Annotated in this window: 14 protein-coding genes; 10 read left to right on the forward strand and 4 right to left on the reverse strand. The window is 55.6% G+C overall.

The features are described 5' to 3' along the window. Window positions 1-9 precede the first annotated feature (9 nt). On the forward strand, window positions 10-669 hold the full coding sequence (locus tag CFN46_RS01520; protein ID WP_024950511.1) for a membrane integrity-associated transporter subunit PqiC: 660 nt from the start codon (window positions 10-12) through the stop codon (window positions 667-669). Between the two features lie 127 nt (window positions 670-796). Further along, a complete protein-coding gene (locus CFN46_RS01525; protein ID WP_024950510.1) occupies window positions 797-1546 on the forward strand; it encodes an SDR family oxidoreductase in 750 nt (249 codons plus the stop codon). A 225-nt stretch (window positions 1547-1771) separates the two neighbouring features. On the opposite strand, the gene CFN46_RS01530 is transcribed toward CFN46_RS01525, so the two are convergent. From CFN46_RS01530 to CFN46_RS01540, 3 genes are all read right to left on the reverse strand, one after another. Beyond that, entirely contained in the window at window positions 1772-2311 is a 540-nt protein-coding gene (locus tag CFN46_RS01530) for a glycine zipper 2TM domain-containing protein (protein WP_024950509.1), read from the reverse strand. A gap of 277 nt (window positions 2312-2588) precedes the next feature. Then, window positions 2589-3065: a hypothetical protein gene (locus tag CFN46_RS01535; protein WP_141103615.1), complete on the reverse strand. Its 477-nt coding sequence runs from the start codon at window positions 3063-3065 to the stop codon at window positions 2589-2591. Between the two features lie 244 nt (window positions 3066-3309). Then, window positions 3310-4581, reverse strand: coding sequence for a GGDEF domain-containing protein (locus CFN46_RS01540; RefSeq protein WP_176426393.1), 1272 nt, complete (start codon window positions 4579-4581; stop codon window positions 3310-3312). A gap of 794 nt (window positions 4582-5375) precedes the next feature. Here CFN46_RS01540 and CFN46_RS01545 point away from each other — a divergent pair. The 8 genes from CFN46_RS01545 to CFN46_RS01580 all read left to right on the forward strand — a co-directional run bounded on the left by CFN46_RS01545 (window position 5376) and on the right by CFN46_RS01580 (window position 13031). Next, complete coding sequence (locus CFN46_RS01545) at window positions 5376-5876, forward strand: hypothetical protein (RefSeq protein ID WP_024950506.1); 501 nt, start codon at window positions 5376-5378, stop codon at window positions 5874-5876. Between the two features lie 297 nt (window positions 5877-6173). Then, window positions 6174-6788: a CBS domain-containing protein gene (locus CFN46_RS01550; protein ID WP_024950505.1), complete on the forward strand. Its 615-nt coding sequence runs from the start codon at window positions 6174-6176 to the stop codon at window positions 6786-6788. 257 nt (window positions 6789-7045) lie between these two features. Next, window positions 7046-7660 (forward strand): hypothetical protein, encoded by a 615-nt coding sequence (locus tag CFN46_RS01555; RefSeq protein ID WP_088742520.1) that lies wholly within the window; start codon window positions 7046-7048, stop codon window positions 7658-7660. A gap of 184 nt (window positions 7661-7844) precedes the next feature. Beyond that, complete coding sequence (locus CFN46_RS01560; protein WP_088742521.1) at window positions 7845-9044, forward strand: MFS transporter; 1200 nt, start codon at window positions 7845-7847, stop codon at window positions 9042-9044. A 389-nt stretch (window positions 9045-9433) separates the two neighbouring features. Continuing rightward, window positions 9434-10219, forward strand: coding sequence for a DUF969 domain-containing protein (locus CFN46_RS01565; protein ID WP_024950502.1), 786 nt, complete (start codon window positions 9434-9436; stop codon window positions 10217-10219). Next, window positions 10216-11127, forward strand: a complete 912-nt coding sequence (locus CFN46_RS01570) for a DUF979 domain-containing protein (RefSeq protein ID WP_088742522.1) — start codon at window positions 10216-10218, stop codon at window positions 11125-11127. The genes CFN46_RS01565 and CFN46_RS01570 overlap by 4 nt, the downstream gene beginning before the upstream one ends. An 81-nt stretch (window positions 11128-11208) precedes the next feature. Further along, on the forward strand, window positions 11209-11868 hold the full coding sequence (gene pcp / locus CFN46_RS01575) for a pyroglutamyl-peptidase I (protein ID WP_024950500.1): 660 nt from the start codon (window positions 11209-11211) through the stop codon (window positions 11866-11868). 116 nt (window positions 11869-11984) lie between these two features. Next, on the forward strand, window positions 11985-13031 hold the full coding sequence (locus CFN46_RS01580) for an asparaginase (RefSeq protein ID WP_088742523.1): 1047 nt from the start codon (window positions 11985-11987) through the stop codon (window positions 13029-13031). Window positions 13032-13195: 164 nt separating this feature from the next. Here CFN46_RS01580 and ppc read toward each other — a convergent pair whose 3' ends face one another. Beyond that, window positions 13196-15844: a phosphoenolpyruvate carboxylase gene (ppc, locus tag CFN46_RS01585; RefSeq protein ID WP_024950498.1), complete on the reverse strand. Its 2649-nt coding sequence runs from the start codon at window positions 15842-15844 to the stop codon at window positions 13196-13198. Window positions 15845-16009: the final 165 nt, after the last annotated feature.

Here is a 16009-nt window from a genome sequence, read left to right on the forward strand (position 1 = left end):
GCAATGTTAATGACTCGCCGCCGCACAGCCACCTCTTCGGCGCTGGTACCCTCACTCGCTCGCAGCAAGAGTCGCGCAAGCAATCTGCTGATTGGCCTACTCGCCATGACCACCCTCGCCGGCTGTGCGACAGCGCCGACGGGGGGCGCATATCTACTGCCTCAGACAAGTGATACTGCCAGCCGTAGCGTGCCGCGTGATGCGCCACTCCTGGAAGTAATGCCAGTCAAACTTGCCAGCTACCTGGAAGGCGGGAGTCTGGTCTATCAAACAGATGACATCACCCTCGTGCAGGCAAGTCAGAACCACTGGGCGGATGACCTTCAAGCCATGCTGACACGCCAGCTACTGGAACAACTCAAGGCCAGCCCGGCAATACCACTTAGCAGTTATCGCATCGCAGACACGCGCTTAAGTGGATTGGAGGGAGCACGCTTGAGCGTCAGTCTTGATCGCTTCATCGGCCGTCATGATGGCCAATCCGTGATTACTGGCCGCTGGCGTCTGCGTGATTCGGACGGTAGTGTGCTGGACGAGGGCGATATCCAAACGCTGACACCACTGGCCGATGATGGCTATCCGGCTCTGGTCAAAAGTCTGGGAGAAGGCTGGAATGTCGTGGGTGACCAGCTAGCCCGTGAGATCGCAGAGGCATTACCTGCTCGCTGATGATGATCACGCTGCTATATCAAGAGTGTCCACAATCGCCCTTTAATCCCGTGTGCACTGGGCTAAAGGGCGATTTTCCAGCGTTTATCTTTATCTTGTCTATATTTGATGTCGGCTGAGAGATTCCATGAATCAACCTATCATTCTTATCACAGGCGCCAGCCAAGGAATTGGTGCTGCGACAGCAAAATTAGTCGCTGAAGAAGGCTTTATTGTCATTATCAATTATCGGACCAATGCCAAAGCTGCCCTAGACGTCGAAAAAGATATTCGAAAGAAGGGCGGCATAGCACACTGTATTCAAGCCGATATCAGCCAGCCAAAACAAGTTGTCGACCTGTTCAAGAAAATCCAAACGAAGTGTGGTGCGATTAGCGCCTTAGTGAATAGTGCAGGCATCTTGAGTACTCAATCACGCTTCATTGATACCGAACCAGAGCGCTGGAAGAAGATTTTTCAGACGAATGTTTTTGGCACCATGCACTGCTGTCAAGAAGCCTTCAAGCACATGGCCATTAGCCAAGGCGGTAGCGGCGGTACTATTGTGAATCTATCCTCTTTGGCTTCAATATATGGCTCACCGAACGAATATGTGGATTATGCCGCCAGCAAAGGCGCCATCGACTCGTTTACAAAAGGCTTTGCTCTTGAAGTGGCAGGAGACGGTATTCGTGTGAATGCGGTTCGTCCTGGATTGATCTATACAAAGATGCACGCAGAGGGTGGTGAAGCTAGACGTGTAGATCGCCTTGGTCCAAATCTCCCGCTCAAACGTGGCGGCCAGCCAGAAGAGGTGGCTCAAGCGATATTATGGTTAGTCAGTGATAAATCCAGCTACACAACTGCAGGGTTCATTGATGTAGGTGGTGGTCGATGAGCCGTCAAGACAGCCTGCCATTGCAAATATAGAGTATTATTTCACCCAGAAGATGATTGAACTGCTTCCCTTGACTGGCGATAGCAACGCTAGAATAAGGGTAGAAAAATGCCCTGAACTCAATTTACATGATCCAAATACAAAAAGCCCCGACGGTAACCCGTCGAGGCTTTTTCATGTGACAGTGTATCTATCGTGATGGCGCTTCAACTCAGCACTTCAGACTTAACCCTGGCCCGGTAGCACCAGCTCACCTTCGCGGATCTCGAAACGCTTCACGTCAGGCTTCTGCTCAAGACGTACAGTGCGAGTTTCTCCGCCCATATCAACCTTGACGTCATATCCGATTACCTTGTCACTCGCTTCCTGAACCGTCTCACAGCGCTGCTCAGTGGTGGTATAGGTGTCACCTTTTTTCATCTGACCCTGAATCTGGTTACCGGCGTAACCACCACCCACAGCACCTGCCGCTGTCAGTACTTTCTTGCCATTGCCACCACCAAATTGATTGCCGACCACACCTCCGACAATAGCACCAACTGCTGTGCCGACAATATTGTTGGAATCCTTGCTAGGGGCCTGGTGGGTCACAGTCTCGTTGTGACAGACCTGGCGCGGGGTAGTCACCGTTTCAGTGGCTGCATCGACAGCAACGATATCAGCATAATCAGGGCCAGAATTGCTGGCGCTGTAGCTACCGATTGCCACGCCACCACCAATGCCAAGCGCGGCGACGATAGCGCCAATCAGGACAGACTTATTCATGTGCGTTCTCCTTACCAAACTGGTGTCGCAGCTCGGCTCGTTGGCCGATGAGTAAAGTATAGATGGCGTAGGCCTATCAACACTTCCTGCTACGTTTCAGGAGTAATATAACACTGTTCGATAAGTTGAGTAATGTAGCATCTTCACCACCCTCCTGTCTCGATATAGCTACATATCGCTCAATACAGGCATCATGGCGATAGATCATGTCATAAATTAGCATTTACTAAGCATGGCTAGATTACAGTACCGAGATTGGAACGTGGAAGGAGAAATGCTAGTCCAGCCGGGTCGCCGTGATCGAGACAGCTTCATCATTGCAGAACTGCACACGAACATCTTCCCACCAGCTCAACAAACGGCAAGACGTATTGTCGGCGATCGTTTCACTGACATCGCTAGGATTACCCAATAGCGACACAGCCTGTGACTCGCTCATACCCTGCACCAGATAACCGTCATCGATAGCAGAGCGAATACGATATTGGCGTTGACTCTCCTCCCGTGCAGCCAATGCACGCTGCTTTTCACGCTCCAATCGCTGTGCTGTCGGATCCTCCTCACCTACCGATGCATCGCTGTCTCTTGCGGGCACGACTGTCAGTGAGTCATCCAACGTGACCGGCGCATCCCCCTGATGGCAGGGCTGTTGCTGCCAGGTCTGCACGCCATTCTGCACACAACGATAGATACTATTGTCAGCCTTGGCGGCCGGCGGTAGCTTAGGTGCTGATGGGGAAGATGAAAGTTTCACGGAGGGTGCTGCGCTCGTAACAACTTCCTGCCTGCTCACACTCCCCTCAGCCATCACGAGAGATGCGCTCATGACACTAGTGATCACCAGGCTCGCACTCAGCAGAAGCACGCGTGGCAAGCGCCGTGAAAAATCCCCGCAAGAATCCATCATCGACATGAACCTCCACATAATGGCTACGTGTTACATCACGCAAGCCGCGACCCAAAACGGGCATGAAATGCAGGGGGCCAGTAAGGCCGCCCTACCGCTTCAACAGATAAATCTCCCTGGCACTTCGCTGCTCATCAGTACTATTGCGTGGCGCAAGCTGTAATGCCGAGGCACCTGGCCCTGTCATATCCGACTCAGAAGTGTTCGACGATGAAGCGCTGGGGACAATAGTACTGGATACTGCAGAAGTCCCTGCATTCCAAGCAGACACAACACGATTACGCCCCTGGCGCTTGGCACTATACATTGCCTGATCTGCGCGATGCAGGAGGTCCGGCAACAACGACGCCGCAGAAGACGCAGGCCCTCCCTGGGCGACACCAATACTGATGGTAACGCGCAATAACTGCCCATTACTCAGCGTAAAGGCTCGACTATTGATGGAAAGCAGTAGGCGCTCCGCTGCATGACGCAGCCCTCCTCTATCATGACTAGGGCATAGCGCCACAAACTCCTCACCGCCTTGTCGACAGAGCTGATCGCTGCCGCGCAGGTGATGACGTAAGCGCTGCGTCAACTCCACCAGCACCTCATCACCGATAGCATGCCCTTGAGTGTCATTGATCGCCTTGAAATGATCGACATCAATCATCAGCACGCCAAGCCCACCCTGCTTGAGCATACGCGCGCCCTCTTCCTGCAAGGCAAAGCGCGAGAGTGCACCAGTGAGTTGGTCATGACGTAAATCTCGGCGATAGCGCTTTTCACGCTGCTCTGCCTCCCAGCCAATCTGTACGGCCACAACCGCAATAAAGGTTGCCGAGATAACCAGATTTACGATACTGGCCAATGACATGAAATCGTAGGAAACAAAATATATCGGACTCACAAAGTATTGTGTCCCCATATAGAAGAGCAGCAGAAGCCCGCTAAATACCAGTCGATTAAATCGAGACATTGGGGCAATACAAATAAAGAAGACTGCCACTATATGAAAATACTCAAAGCCACCTCCAGCCCCTAACTGATATTCCCATAATGCTGCCTTGACCGACATCGGCACGGCTAGCATGAGCAGACCGGCATTCAAGAAGCCCTTACGATGCAGCACAATGGCTAACACGTTAGCCAAGGTACCGAACACGTTAATCACGACGGGCTGTGGGTAGGGCTGCAGACTCAGCAGAGCAAAGTAGCCTACGTGGCACCCAAGAGAGCTAATGTAGACCCACATGAAAAGCTGATAAAGGCTGGCATGGCGCTCGGCCAGTCGCAATGGAACAGGCCAGCGCCATTTCAACAACGCCGTATGAAAGATGCCTTTCGGCCTTTCAACAGTACGACGGCGATCAGATTTCGCCATGTTCCCTTCCTCGTTGAACGGGCACTTTCCGTGTGCCTCATGTACGCGCCTCATGCTGACTGAACATGATAAGTTTACCTGACGTTTCAGCGGTAAGCGTGGTGCCAGTCACTTTTGCGTATCACTTAAAGCATGCAGCGACTCAATATTGCCCATCTAGAAAATAATGCGTAAATTGAGGCCGCCAGTAAGGCAACAGCATTAGATGGCAATATGGTCCGGCACTTTAATCAGGTACGAATATTATCACGATGTGCCCCCACAGCCCCTCGAGAGCCTTGATGAGCGAGGCATTCGGTGTACACCATGTTGCTACGCCTCCTCCGCTGTTCCCAAGCACGAGCCATCCGTAAACATCTATGCATCTCAGAGAACAGTCTTGTAGAGAATCTCACAGACTTTCACATGACGAGTACTCCGGCACACCCATTACATGGCCTATTTCGCGGTAATTCATGCGACATGATGATGCCCATGAGATAGTCGCGTTACTACAGAGTGGTACTCCTGTACGTCTGATGACTGGCTGACAGCATCGGAATGGACGTGATAGCGCTAATCCACCCAGAGCAGCACAGCAGCAGGAACCTTCTACAGGTTTGAGCGTCCATCTTGGCAACACAGATGAGATTAGAGATGATGACATTCATCAACAACATGCATCATTTCTGTCAGGTCAACGGTAGCCTTCTACTGACATCTTCACGCAGAAAGAGTGCATACCTGTACGCCCTCATGACGACATCCGTTTGGATATGACGGTGTCAGCCCCTTATTCAAGAAGAGAGAATGCAATGGACGCGACCACTTTGACCCACGATTTCCACCTGTGGCAGCGTTTTTCCAAGCAAGACCGCCTCGAGCGTGAACACCGTGCTGCCCGCCGCAAGATTGCTGAGGTGGGCACCATGGCCACGCGCATGATAAAGGCCTACGAGAGTATGGCTGCCAAGGGTGTTTCAGAAAATGCCTGTTACCGCACCATCTACAAACAACGCGATGCTCAAGGCGAAACCATGATTCGCGAGGGCTGGCTCAAGGTGCGTCGCATCGTCGCCGAAGGCGGTACTACACGCCTGCGCGGCACCTTGATCACTACCTTCAGTTTGGCCAATGGTGAGCAGGAGCCTGTCAATGCAACTGTCGAGAAGCTCACATTGGAGGTTTACGACGAGATCGTGGCCGGCACCAAGATGAAATTGGCGTGCAAGGTCGATCGTTGCGATGGCGATGACCAAACAGACTTCATCACCTTTCTTGACTCTGTCCGCGGCGATCTCAAGGAATGGCTGTAATGCTCCCATTGAAAGACAGTATCTGATCAGACAAGTCCCATGCGGGCCTCATCTTCTCAAGATGATGTGATTCAGTTAGACGCAATAACGCCCGCCAGCAACCCTGGCGGGCGTTATTGCGTCTGGACACCCTTTCTCCGTCGCTTCGGTAGCAGATGCCAGCATTTTCTATTCGAACAGACCGTCAATGTTGCAATAAGAGCAACCTGACGTTACTCACCTTGTAGGAAACTCCCGACCAAGAGATGACTCACAATAGATAGAATTTCATCGTTTATTGGTTACAGGAGCTAGTCCATGAATGCCATCGCCCCGTCGGCCTACCATACCCTCACGGTCGATAACCTTGCTCAGGTCAGCTCTGCGCGCCTGCCACTTCAGCCCCTTGGCGATATCACGATGGATAGCCCAGCCAGCGAACTAGTTACTGACTTCGCCGTTACAGCAGGGCGCAGTATCCAAGGCAGCGCCTCCATTGGGCAGGCACTAGCGACCATGAAGCAGGCAGGTGTTCGTCTACTGCTGGTGCACGATCATGACGGTACCTTCACCGGTGTCGTGACCTCCCGCGAGCTGCAGGGTGGTCGTGTGGTAATGCGTGCCATGACGCGCTTCGATGTCCAGCGCGATGAAATCACCGTCGACATGGTGCAGATGCCACGCGCTGAGCTACACGGTATTCCGCTTGTAGATCTCAAGCGAGCACGAGTAGGTGACTTGGTCGAAACACTGCGTCAGAGCGGAGAGTCTCACCTGCTGGTAACAGAACGGGATGAGCATGGTCAGCACAGCATTCGTGGGTTGATCGCAGCCTCACGTGTCGGTAAGGCACTAAGCATAGACCTGGAACATCCGCCTGAAGCGCGAAACTTTTCCGACATCTGCCGTGCAGTATTAGGCAAGTACGAGTAACTCTTTCTCAAGATATTGATAACTTTATATATTTGCGCTCAGGCTCAGTATCTGGGCCAAATGTATAAGTCGTAAATCCCCTCATCTGAGATCGAGATTCAGGAAACCTGCCTCGAAACGACGTATGATGAGCCTGTCAGCACTGGATATCGTTCAGTCCGGTGGTACGGAGCAACTAGTTAGTAGGCGTCATGCCCACCGTTTGCGCTCTGACAAGCAAGCCCAGCCATCGGATGGCGTCGAAGAGGATTTCAGCCATGCCATTACGCTCGTTGCGTAACCATCTTTTCAAGCAACGTCACGTCGAAGTGCTTGTCATCAAGCAAATCGATGGCGAGCTGGTGCATGTGTGTGGCGCAGGTGTACTTGAAGGTGCCGGTAGCGTCAGCCATAAGCGACGTGAGTTGATGCATGATAATCATGCATTCCCAGTACGGATGCATGATGGTAACCAAGTGCTTGAACCAAACGATTTCAATCGTTTGGTTCTCTTGGAAGACGTCACGCTCCACCCTGCCGGCTGCCGCCTCAAAGAAGCAATCTCATTGGAAGTGAGTGGACATCGTTATCGTGTCGCTCACACTCCAATGCGCTGTTGGCGCTTCACAGGCCACCTTATTCTGGAGCGTACCCCTCAGGGGATGCTGCTCAGTACCGAAGACATGACCATGATTCGCGCCAAGGCACATCGTCAACCTAACGTGTGCATTACGCCGTCAAGCTCGGAGCGCATTCATAAAGCGTCATCATGGCGTGGCATTGCCACCAAAAACCACGACGGCTTGCGTAGCGTGAATGCACCTTCGCGTAGCATGAATAATCAGACAGCAGAACGCCAGGTGCGTGAACTAGAGCTAGAACCCAAATATTGACCTGAATCTGAAGGTTTATAGTGAATCCCTGTTCTCTCCAAAACGTCCGGCATCTGCTGGGCGTTTTCGCATATACGGTTTCACTGATATAAAGCATAGTGTGCCAACCCGACTCAATGCAGACAGTCCAATGTGATGCCGGCATCCTCGCACCACTGTCCACTTGCTCAGGATCCCCTGTCCAATGCGCCGAATGCCCGTCCCATTATTTCTGCTTGTGCTGATACTGGTTGCGCTCAACCTGCGTCCGGCGCTGTCTTCTCTGGCTCCCCTGCTGGATCGTATCACCCAAGACCTTGGCCTGAGCACACTCGCAGCCGGGTTACTGACCACCCTACCCGTTGTCTGTTTGGGGCTTTTCGCACCGCTGGCACCCCGCCTTGCCAATCGCCTGGGGGCAGAACGCACTCTGAGCCTGGCACTGCTCATGCTGGGCTTCGCGCTATGGCTACGCGCCAGCGATCTCACCGTACTGCTCTATCTCGGGACATTACTGTGCGGCGGCAGTATTGGTGTGGCCGGCACTCTGCTGCCTGCCATCGTCAAACGCGAACATCCCGAGCGAGCAGACCTGTTCACGGGCGTCTATACCATGGCGCTCTGTCTGGGCGCGGCACTAGCAGCAGGCCTCAGTGTACCGCTGGCCAATCTTCTGGATAGCTGGCAAGCCTCGCTGACCTGCTGGGTGCTACTCGTGGCCGTGGCACTGTCAGTGTGGCGGATCAGCATGCCGCATCCGTGGCCAGAGCAGACTTCTACCATCCACAACACCGCGCCGCGCCTGTGGCATCTACCACTGGCGCGTCACATTACGCTCTTCATGGGCTGTCAGTCATCACTGGCATATATCGTCTTCGGTTGGCTGCCCTTTCTGCTTCAGCAACGCGGGCTTGGTGAGGTCGAGGCCGGCTGGCTGATGGCCGCCTCAGTGATGTCTCAGGTACTGACTGCTCTACTCGCACCAGTGATAGGCCGTATGGGCCGCGATCAGCGCCCTGCTATATTGCTGTTGCTGACGTGCACCGCCATTGGACTGCTGGGGCTCATGATCGGCCCCTTGTCGCTACGCTGGGTCTTCGCCGTACTACTGGGCTTCGGCCAAGGCGGCAGCTTCTCCATGGCTCTCACACTACTGGTGCTTCGCACTGCCGATGCTCGTCTCGCTGGGGCTCTATCCGGCATGGCACAAGGCACTGGCTACATGCTCGCGGCACTCGGGCCATTGGCAGTCGGTATCCTGCTGCAAGTCACCGATGACCTACGTGTCATCGCCGCCCTCTTCGCACTGATCCTGCTCGCCGCCGCCATCCTCGGCCTCAAGGCAGGACGTCGTCTACGTATTCAGGCACACCCAACCACAGGTGCTGAAGTCGTCGAGGGTTGATCTGCTCGCGACGTGTCTGAGTACTGGTTCGTCTGATTGCCATTACCCAAAAGGCCTCAAGGGCCCGCCATGAAGCGGAGCCTTGAGGCCTTTTCTGTGTTGTGCAGTGCAGCTTTTCTCATGCAGAGCAGAGACGCGAATATCAGCCATTAAAGACAGCCTTCAAGGGTAATTCACTGCCTTTTCGATAGGCTATGCCAATAATTTAGTTCAGGTTAATTTATATATTCCGAATGTCTCATTTGGATAACGACCTGCTGCGCCTACTCTCTGACAAGGCATGCTCCAGCAGCGTGCCTACTCCCTCTGCTACAACACATGAATAAAACAATAAGAGATCTTCCAATGAGACTCACAGCTTGTCTTTTTCAGACTCCGAGGAGTCGCCAATGCTGTCGCTAATCGGTGTCGTCGTCATCGTCGTCGGCCTGGCTCTGCGCTTGAATGCATTGCTCGTCGTACTCGTCGCGGGTTTCTGCTCTGGCTTGGTGGCAGGCATGACCCCCACGGAAATTCTGGAGGCGCTGGGACATGCATTCACACAGAATCGTGCCGTGTCTCTCTTCATCATCACTCTCCCCGTCATCGGGCTACTCGAGCGTAATGGCCTGCGCGATCAGGCTGAACGTCTTGTGCAAAAATTCCGTGCTGCGAGTGCCGGACGCATCACCTTAAGCTATCTCGTGCTGCGAAAGCTGACCAATGCCTTTGGCCTGCAGCTGGGCGGCCATCCGGCCATGATTCGTCCGTTGATCGCCCCCATGTCCGTCGGTGCCGCTGAGCGAGACCTCTCCAGCGCAGCCATCGCCTCGCCCCGCTTTCACTCTCTAAGCCAGCGCATTCGTGTGCTGAACGCTGTCAGTGAGAACTTCGGCAACTTTTTCAGTCAGCTGATCTTTGTCGCCTCCGGTGGCCTGTTGCTGATCAAAAGCGTTCTGGACAAAAGTGACGCCAGTGTCAGCCTTGCCGATATGGCGCTATATGCCATCCCAACCGCCCTTATCTCGCTACTGGTGATGTTCGTCATGTGTCGCCGGTTGGACAGGAATATCCGCCGCGAGCAGCGCCTGTTGCGCGAAGAATATCCTGACTTGTCGTATGAAGGTGGTGTAAAAGAAAGTGCGGATAGCGGCTCGGACACTCATTCCATCTCAGTACGGGAGAGTCAGTCATGAGCGGTATCGACATTCTGTATCTGATCACCGGCCTCGCGACCATGGCCTTTGCCGTACTGACGCTCACTGATCGTGATCACCCGCGCCGCCTGGGCACAAGTGCCTTCTGGATGATCTTTGGCATCAGTCTGGCCTTTGGCGGCTGGCTACCCGATGTGGTGGTAGGTCTGGCCATGTTGGCGCTCGCGCTACTGGCGGCTACCGGACAACTCGGCCTTGGGAATTATGGCCAGCTGAGTGACACGGTCCGCAAGGCACGCATGCAGCGCTTCGGCTCACGGCTCTTCATTCCGGCGCTCCTGATTCCGGCTGGCACCTTCATTTACACCCTGACCACTGGCCAGAGTGCGCTGGTAGGACTTGGAGTGGCTACCTTGCTGGCCTTTGCCGTGGCCTTGTTGATGCTACGCGAGCGCCCTACCACCGGGCTTCAGGAAGGGCGGCGCCTGGCAGATTCCATTGGCTGGGCCGCGATTCTTCCTCAGTTTCTGGCAGCACTGGGACTCTTGTTTGATCAGGCCGGCGTAGGCCAGACCATCGCCGAACTCGTCTCAAGTGTCGTCCCGGATACCAGTCTGGTGGCGTGTGTCATCGCCTATTGCCTAGGCATGGCGATCTTCACCATGCTGATGGGTAACGGCTTTGCTGCCTTCGCCGTCATCACCTCGGGCATCGGGTATCCGCTGGTCATCGCCCTGCATGGCGGCAATCCGGCCATCGTCGGCGTGCTGGGCATGCTGTCTGGCTATTGCGGCACGCTGATGACGCCCATGGCCGCCAACTTCAATATCGTACCGGCTGCCCTGCTGGAATTGGATGATCGCTATCACATCATTCGTACCCAGATCGTACCGGCACTGGTCATGCTGACCGCCAATATCAGCCTGATGTTACTGCTGGCGTTCTAATCCAGACTCCGACCATCTCGCCTGCCACCTCATGATTATCAGCCCTGAGGTGGCGCAGGCCACTGCCATGGAAATATCACCATGCCTCGTCTTCTGCTTTGTGGTTTCGAGCCCTTTGGCTCCGACAGCGTCAATCCCGCCCTCCATATCATCGAAGCACTTGATGGTCAGAGGCTGGCACTGCCTGACCGGGAGCACGGTTCAGTAGAGATCATCGCGTGTCGTGTCCCCGTCACCCGTTTCGCTGCCATCGACAGTGTCGTCGAGGCCATCGGCGTGCACGCGCCCGATGTGGTCATCATGCTGGGCCAGGCCAGTGGCCGCAGTGCTATCACTCCAGAGCGGATTGCCATCAATCTCGATGACTATCGCATTGCGGACAATGGTGGGCATCAGCCGGTGGATGAGCCCGTCGAACCAGGCGGCCCTGATGGCTGCTTCACGACGCTCCCCATCAAGGCCATGGTCAGTGATCTTCAGGCTGCCGGACTCCCCGCCAGCGTGTCCTATAGTGCGGGCACCTTTGTCTGCAATCATCTCTTCTACGGGATCCAACGTCACCTGGCCGATAGCCCCATCCGCTCAGGCTTCGTGCACATCCCCGCCCTACCCGAGCAGAGTCTCGATGGCCGTCTGCCGACCATGAGCCTCGACAGCCTGTTGGAGGGTGTGCGCACCCTATGCCTCAGTGCCATGTCACATCACGAAGACGTGCGCATCGGTGGTGGCAATATCAGCTAACGCTTTGCTTTAACTTTTGCATATCCCCCCTCCCGCTGCAGCCGACCAACTGACAGGCACGTGTGAGCCGGCATACGTTATAATGCCGGCTTTCTTATTTTCGGCAGGTGGACGTGATGACTCCCGAGACACATATTCTGGTGCTCTATACCGGTGGCACGCTAGGTATGGTGGAGAGTGAGCAGGGGTTGGTGACCGCCGGTGACTTTGATCAGCGCTTGCGCAAGGCATTGGACCAACTCTCGCCAAGTCGTCGTAGCCGCCTGCCTATCTTCACGCTGCGCGAATTTCCTCAGCTGATCGACTCCTCGTCAGCCACCCCTGCCGATTGGCAGACGATCGCCGCCGAGATCGCCGATGCCTACGATAGCTTCGACGGCTTCGTGGTGCTGCAAGGCACCGATACATTGGCATGGACCGCCTCAAGCCTGGCCTTCCAGCTCAAGGGAACCGCGCGCCCCGTGGTCGTCAGTGGTGCCCAGCTTCCGCTTGAGGCAGCTGGCAGTGATGCACTGACCAATGTCGAGTTGGCACTGGCTGCGGCAGCTCAGCCGATGCTCAACGAGGTGGTCGTCGCCTTCGGTGGCCAGCTACTGCGCGGTGTCTGCACCCGCAAGTGGTTCACACAGGACCATCGCGGCTTCACCACGCCCAATGCGCCACTGCTGGGAGAATGGGTGGATGACCGAGTGGTGCTTTATGCCGGGCGTCTGCTGGATGATCAAGGCCCCGCGTTTGAATTGCCGGATTACGCGCGACTCGGTCAGGACGCCATCATTCGCCTGCCGCTTTATCCCGGCATCAGCGCCGAGAGCGTGCGTGTCCAACTGATGCGCACACAGGTAAAGGGCGCCGTACTGGAGCTATGGGGCAGTGGCAACCTGCCCGAGGATGCCGAGCTTCTCGGCGTGCTGGCCGATGCCCGTGGCGAAGGAAAATTGCTCGCCGGTATCAGTCAGTGCCCACATGGCCCGGTGAGCATCGGCCATTACGCGGCAGGTGCAGGGCTCGCCACCATCGGTGTGCTCTCTGGAGATGATATGACGTTAGAGGCAGTCTTCACCAAACTCCTGCATCTGGTAGCACTCAATCAAGATGAGGCATGGCAACGTGAGCGCTTTTTGATGCCGCTTGTCGCAGAGCGTGCCAGTGGCCTTCTCTGAACCTATTGTTTTAGCGTCATGACAAAAAAATCCCCCAATAGAAAGCCTCTAGTGGGGGATTTTTCATTCACGCTCTAGCCAAACGCTATTGGATGCTAACCCGCCGGAACGGCCTGACAGGCGCAAGCCAACAAAAGCCGGTCAGTTCAATCATCCCGATCCCATCAGCCTGTATTGCGCAAGCCTGCTGAAATCCCGGCCATCGTGACCATCAGGGCACGTGTCAACTCTGCGGAAATGGCACCATCAGCATCCCGATTACGTTGCAGAAGTTCAGCCTGCAAGCCATGCAACGGATCAATATACGGGTTGCGTACGTCGATTGCCTGGCGAATCAACGGCATGTTTTCGAGCAATGCCTGCTGATCGCGAATTTCCAGCACCACTGCCTCCAGACGCTCCAGCCGGTCGCGCAGAGATTTCCCCAGCGCCTTGAGTGCTGGCTCGTCGACTAGCCGCTGCTCATAGTAGGCAGCCGTGGACAGATCGGCCTTGGCCAGCAGCATCTCCAGCATGTCTACGTAGGTCGAGAAGAATGGCCAGTCATTCATCATCTCGCGCAATACTTCAAGCCCACCGTCCTGATCCAGGCGCTTGGAGAAGGCTTCGCCGCTACCCAGCCAGGCTGGCAGCATCAAACGAATCTGGGTCCAGGCGAAGATCCACGGAATCGCACGTAGTGTCTCAACCCCCCCATCCTGGCGACGCTTGGCAGGGCGCGAGCCGAGTGGCAGACGCGCCAGTGCCGTTTCCGGCGTGACGGCACGGAAGTACGGTACGAAGTTCGGATCTTCACGCACGACACCCACGTAGGCCTTGTGAGCCACCTCGGCCAGACGAGTCATCTCATCACGCCATTCCTGCTTGGGCGCAGGCGGTGGTAACAGACTGGCCTCCAGTACGGCGCACACGTAGATCTCCATGGAGCGACTGGCGATATCCGGCAGACCAAACTTGAAGCGAATCATCTCGCCCTGTTCGGTCACGCGCAGAGAGCCTGTCACCGATCCCGGCGGCTGGGACAGGATGGCCGCATGCGCCGGACCGCCCCCACGACCCACCGTGCCACCACGGCCATGGAACAAGGTCAGCTCGACGCCATGATTGCGTGTGATCTCGACCAGCGTCTCCTGAGCACGATATTGCGCCCAGGCAGCGGCCAGTTGGCCGGCGTCCTTGGCGGAATCGGAATAGCCGATCATCACTTCTTGACGATTACCGGCATGCTCGCGATAAATCGGCATACCCAACAGATCATCCACCACTGGACCTGAGCGATCCAGGTCATCCAGCGTCTCGAAGAGTGGTGCGATGGGCAGACGCGCATCTCCTCCCGCTTCCTTCATGAGCAGCGCCACTGCCAGCACATCCGATGCCTGACCGGCCATGGAGATGACGTAGGTGCCCAGTGCCTCACGATGCTCGCGAGCGATAACCTTGAAGGTATCCAGGACTTCACGAGTATCAGTGGAACACTCCCAGTGATGCGGAATCAGCGGACGACGGTTACTCAGCTCACGGACCAGGAAGTCGCGACGTTGCTGCTCATTCCAATCAAAATAGCTACCGAGGCCCAACGATTGGGTCAGCTCATCAAAGACCTGTGAATGGCGAGTGCTTTCCTGGCGAATGTCGAGCTTGGTCAGCGTCACACCGAAGCAGGTGACGCGACGCAGGGTATCAAGGAGCGCGCCATTGGCAATGGTGTCGAGTCCGACATCACACAGCGAGCGATAGCAAGCCAGCAGCGGCGTATAGAGCTGCTCACGGGTTTCGATGATATCGACACCCTCGTGGCGCTTGCCGTCCAGACCCGCCTTGGCCCAATCGCGGGTGCTTTCCATACGCAGAATCAAGCGACGCAGAATTTCACGATACGGTTCTGCCACGTCACCAGCCTCAGCGCGCAGTGCTGCGGAGCACTTCCACATCGACAACTCTGACTTGAGCTGCTCAAGGTCACGCAGATAAAGGTCTGCTGCCATCCAGCGCCCCAGTAACAGCACGGTACGTGTCACGCGCGCCGTCACGTTGGGATTGCCGTCGCGGTCACCGCCCATCCAAGAGGCAAAGCAAATTGGCGCAGCGTCCAGCGGCAGACGCTCACCGGCCGCTTCCAGCGTCATCTCATCCAGCTGACGATGGAAGTCAGGCACGGCCTGCCACAGCGAGTTCTCGATGGTCGCGAACCCCCACTTGGCCTCATCTACCGGCGTCGGACGCTCGTGACGAATCTCGTCGGTATGCCAGGCCTGGCTGATCAGCTCACTCAGACGAGCACGGGCAAGCGTGGCCTGTTCAGGGCGATCACAAGCCCCTTCCATCTGCGTCAGACAGCCTTCGATGGCATCGTATTTTTGAATCAGCGTACGGCGGATGACTTCCGTCGGATGAGCGGTCAGCACCAGATCAACCCGCATCGCCGAGAGTTCTTCGACGATTTTCTGGGGGCTGAAGCCACGGGCACGAATACGCGTGATCAGCTCACCCAGGTCCGGCTGGCTACCAGGGCGATAGTCTTCAACGCGCTTGAAGCGGCCGCGATAGTGCTGCTCAGCAATGTTCGATAAATTGAGAAACTGATTGAACGCGCGCGTGACCGGGAGAAGATCACTGTCCGGCAGGTCGCGCAGATAGTCGATCAGCTCATGACGCGCCGCCAGATCGCCCTGTTGGCCCCGTTTGGCCAGCGCGCGAATCAGCTCGATACGCTCAACGAAATCATCGCCGAGGTCGGCTGCGATAGTCTGTCCTAGGTTATCGCCGAGAATACGCACATTGTCGCGCAGCGATTCATGCAGATCGTGACTCATGAAACCCTCCTTGGGAGTGACGGTGCTGCTACGGTAAAAAATTTCTCGCGTCTTCTGCGCGTGGCAAAGAAACGAAAATGACCCGCAGCGCAGCAGACCGGAAGCAGGACATGATAATTATCCTGATCGCTTCCCTTCAGCATACGTCCACGGGCCACTACGTCA

Source organism: Cobetia sp. QF-1 (assembly GCF_002213105.1).
GTDB lineage: Bacteria > Pseudomonadota > Gammaproteobacteria > Pseudomonadales > Halomonadaceae > Cobetia > Cobetia crustatorum.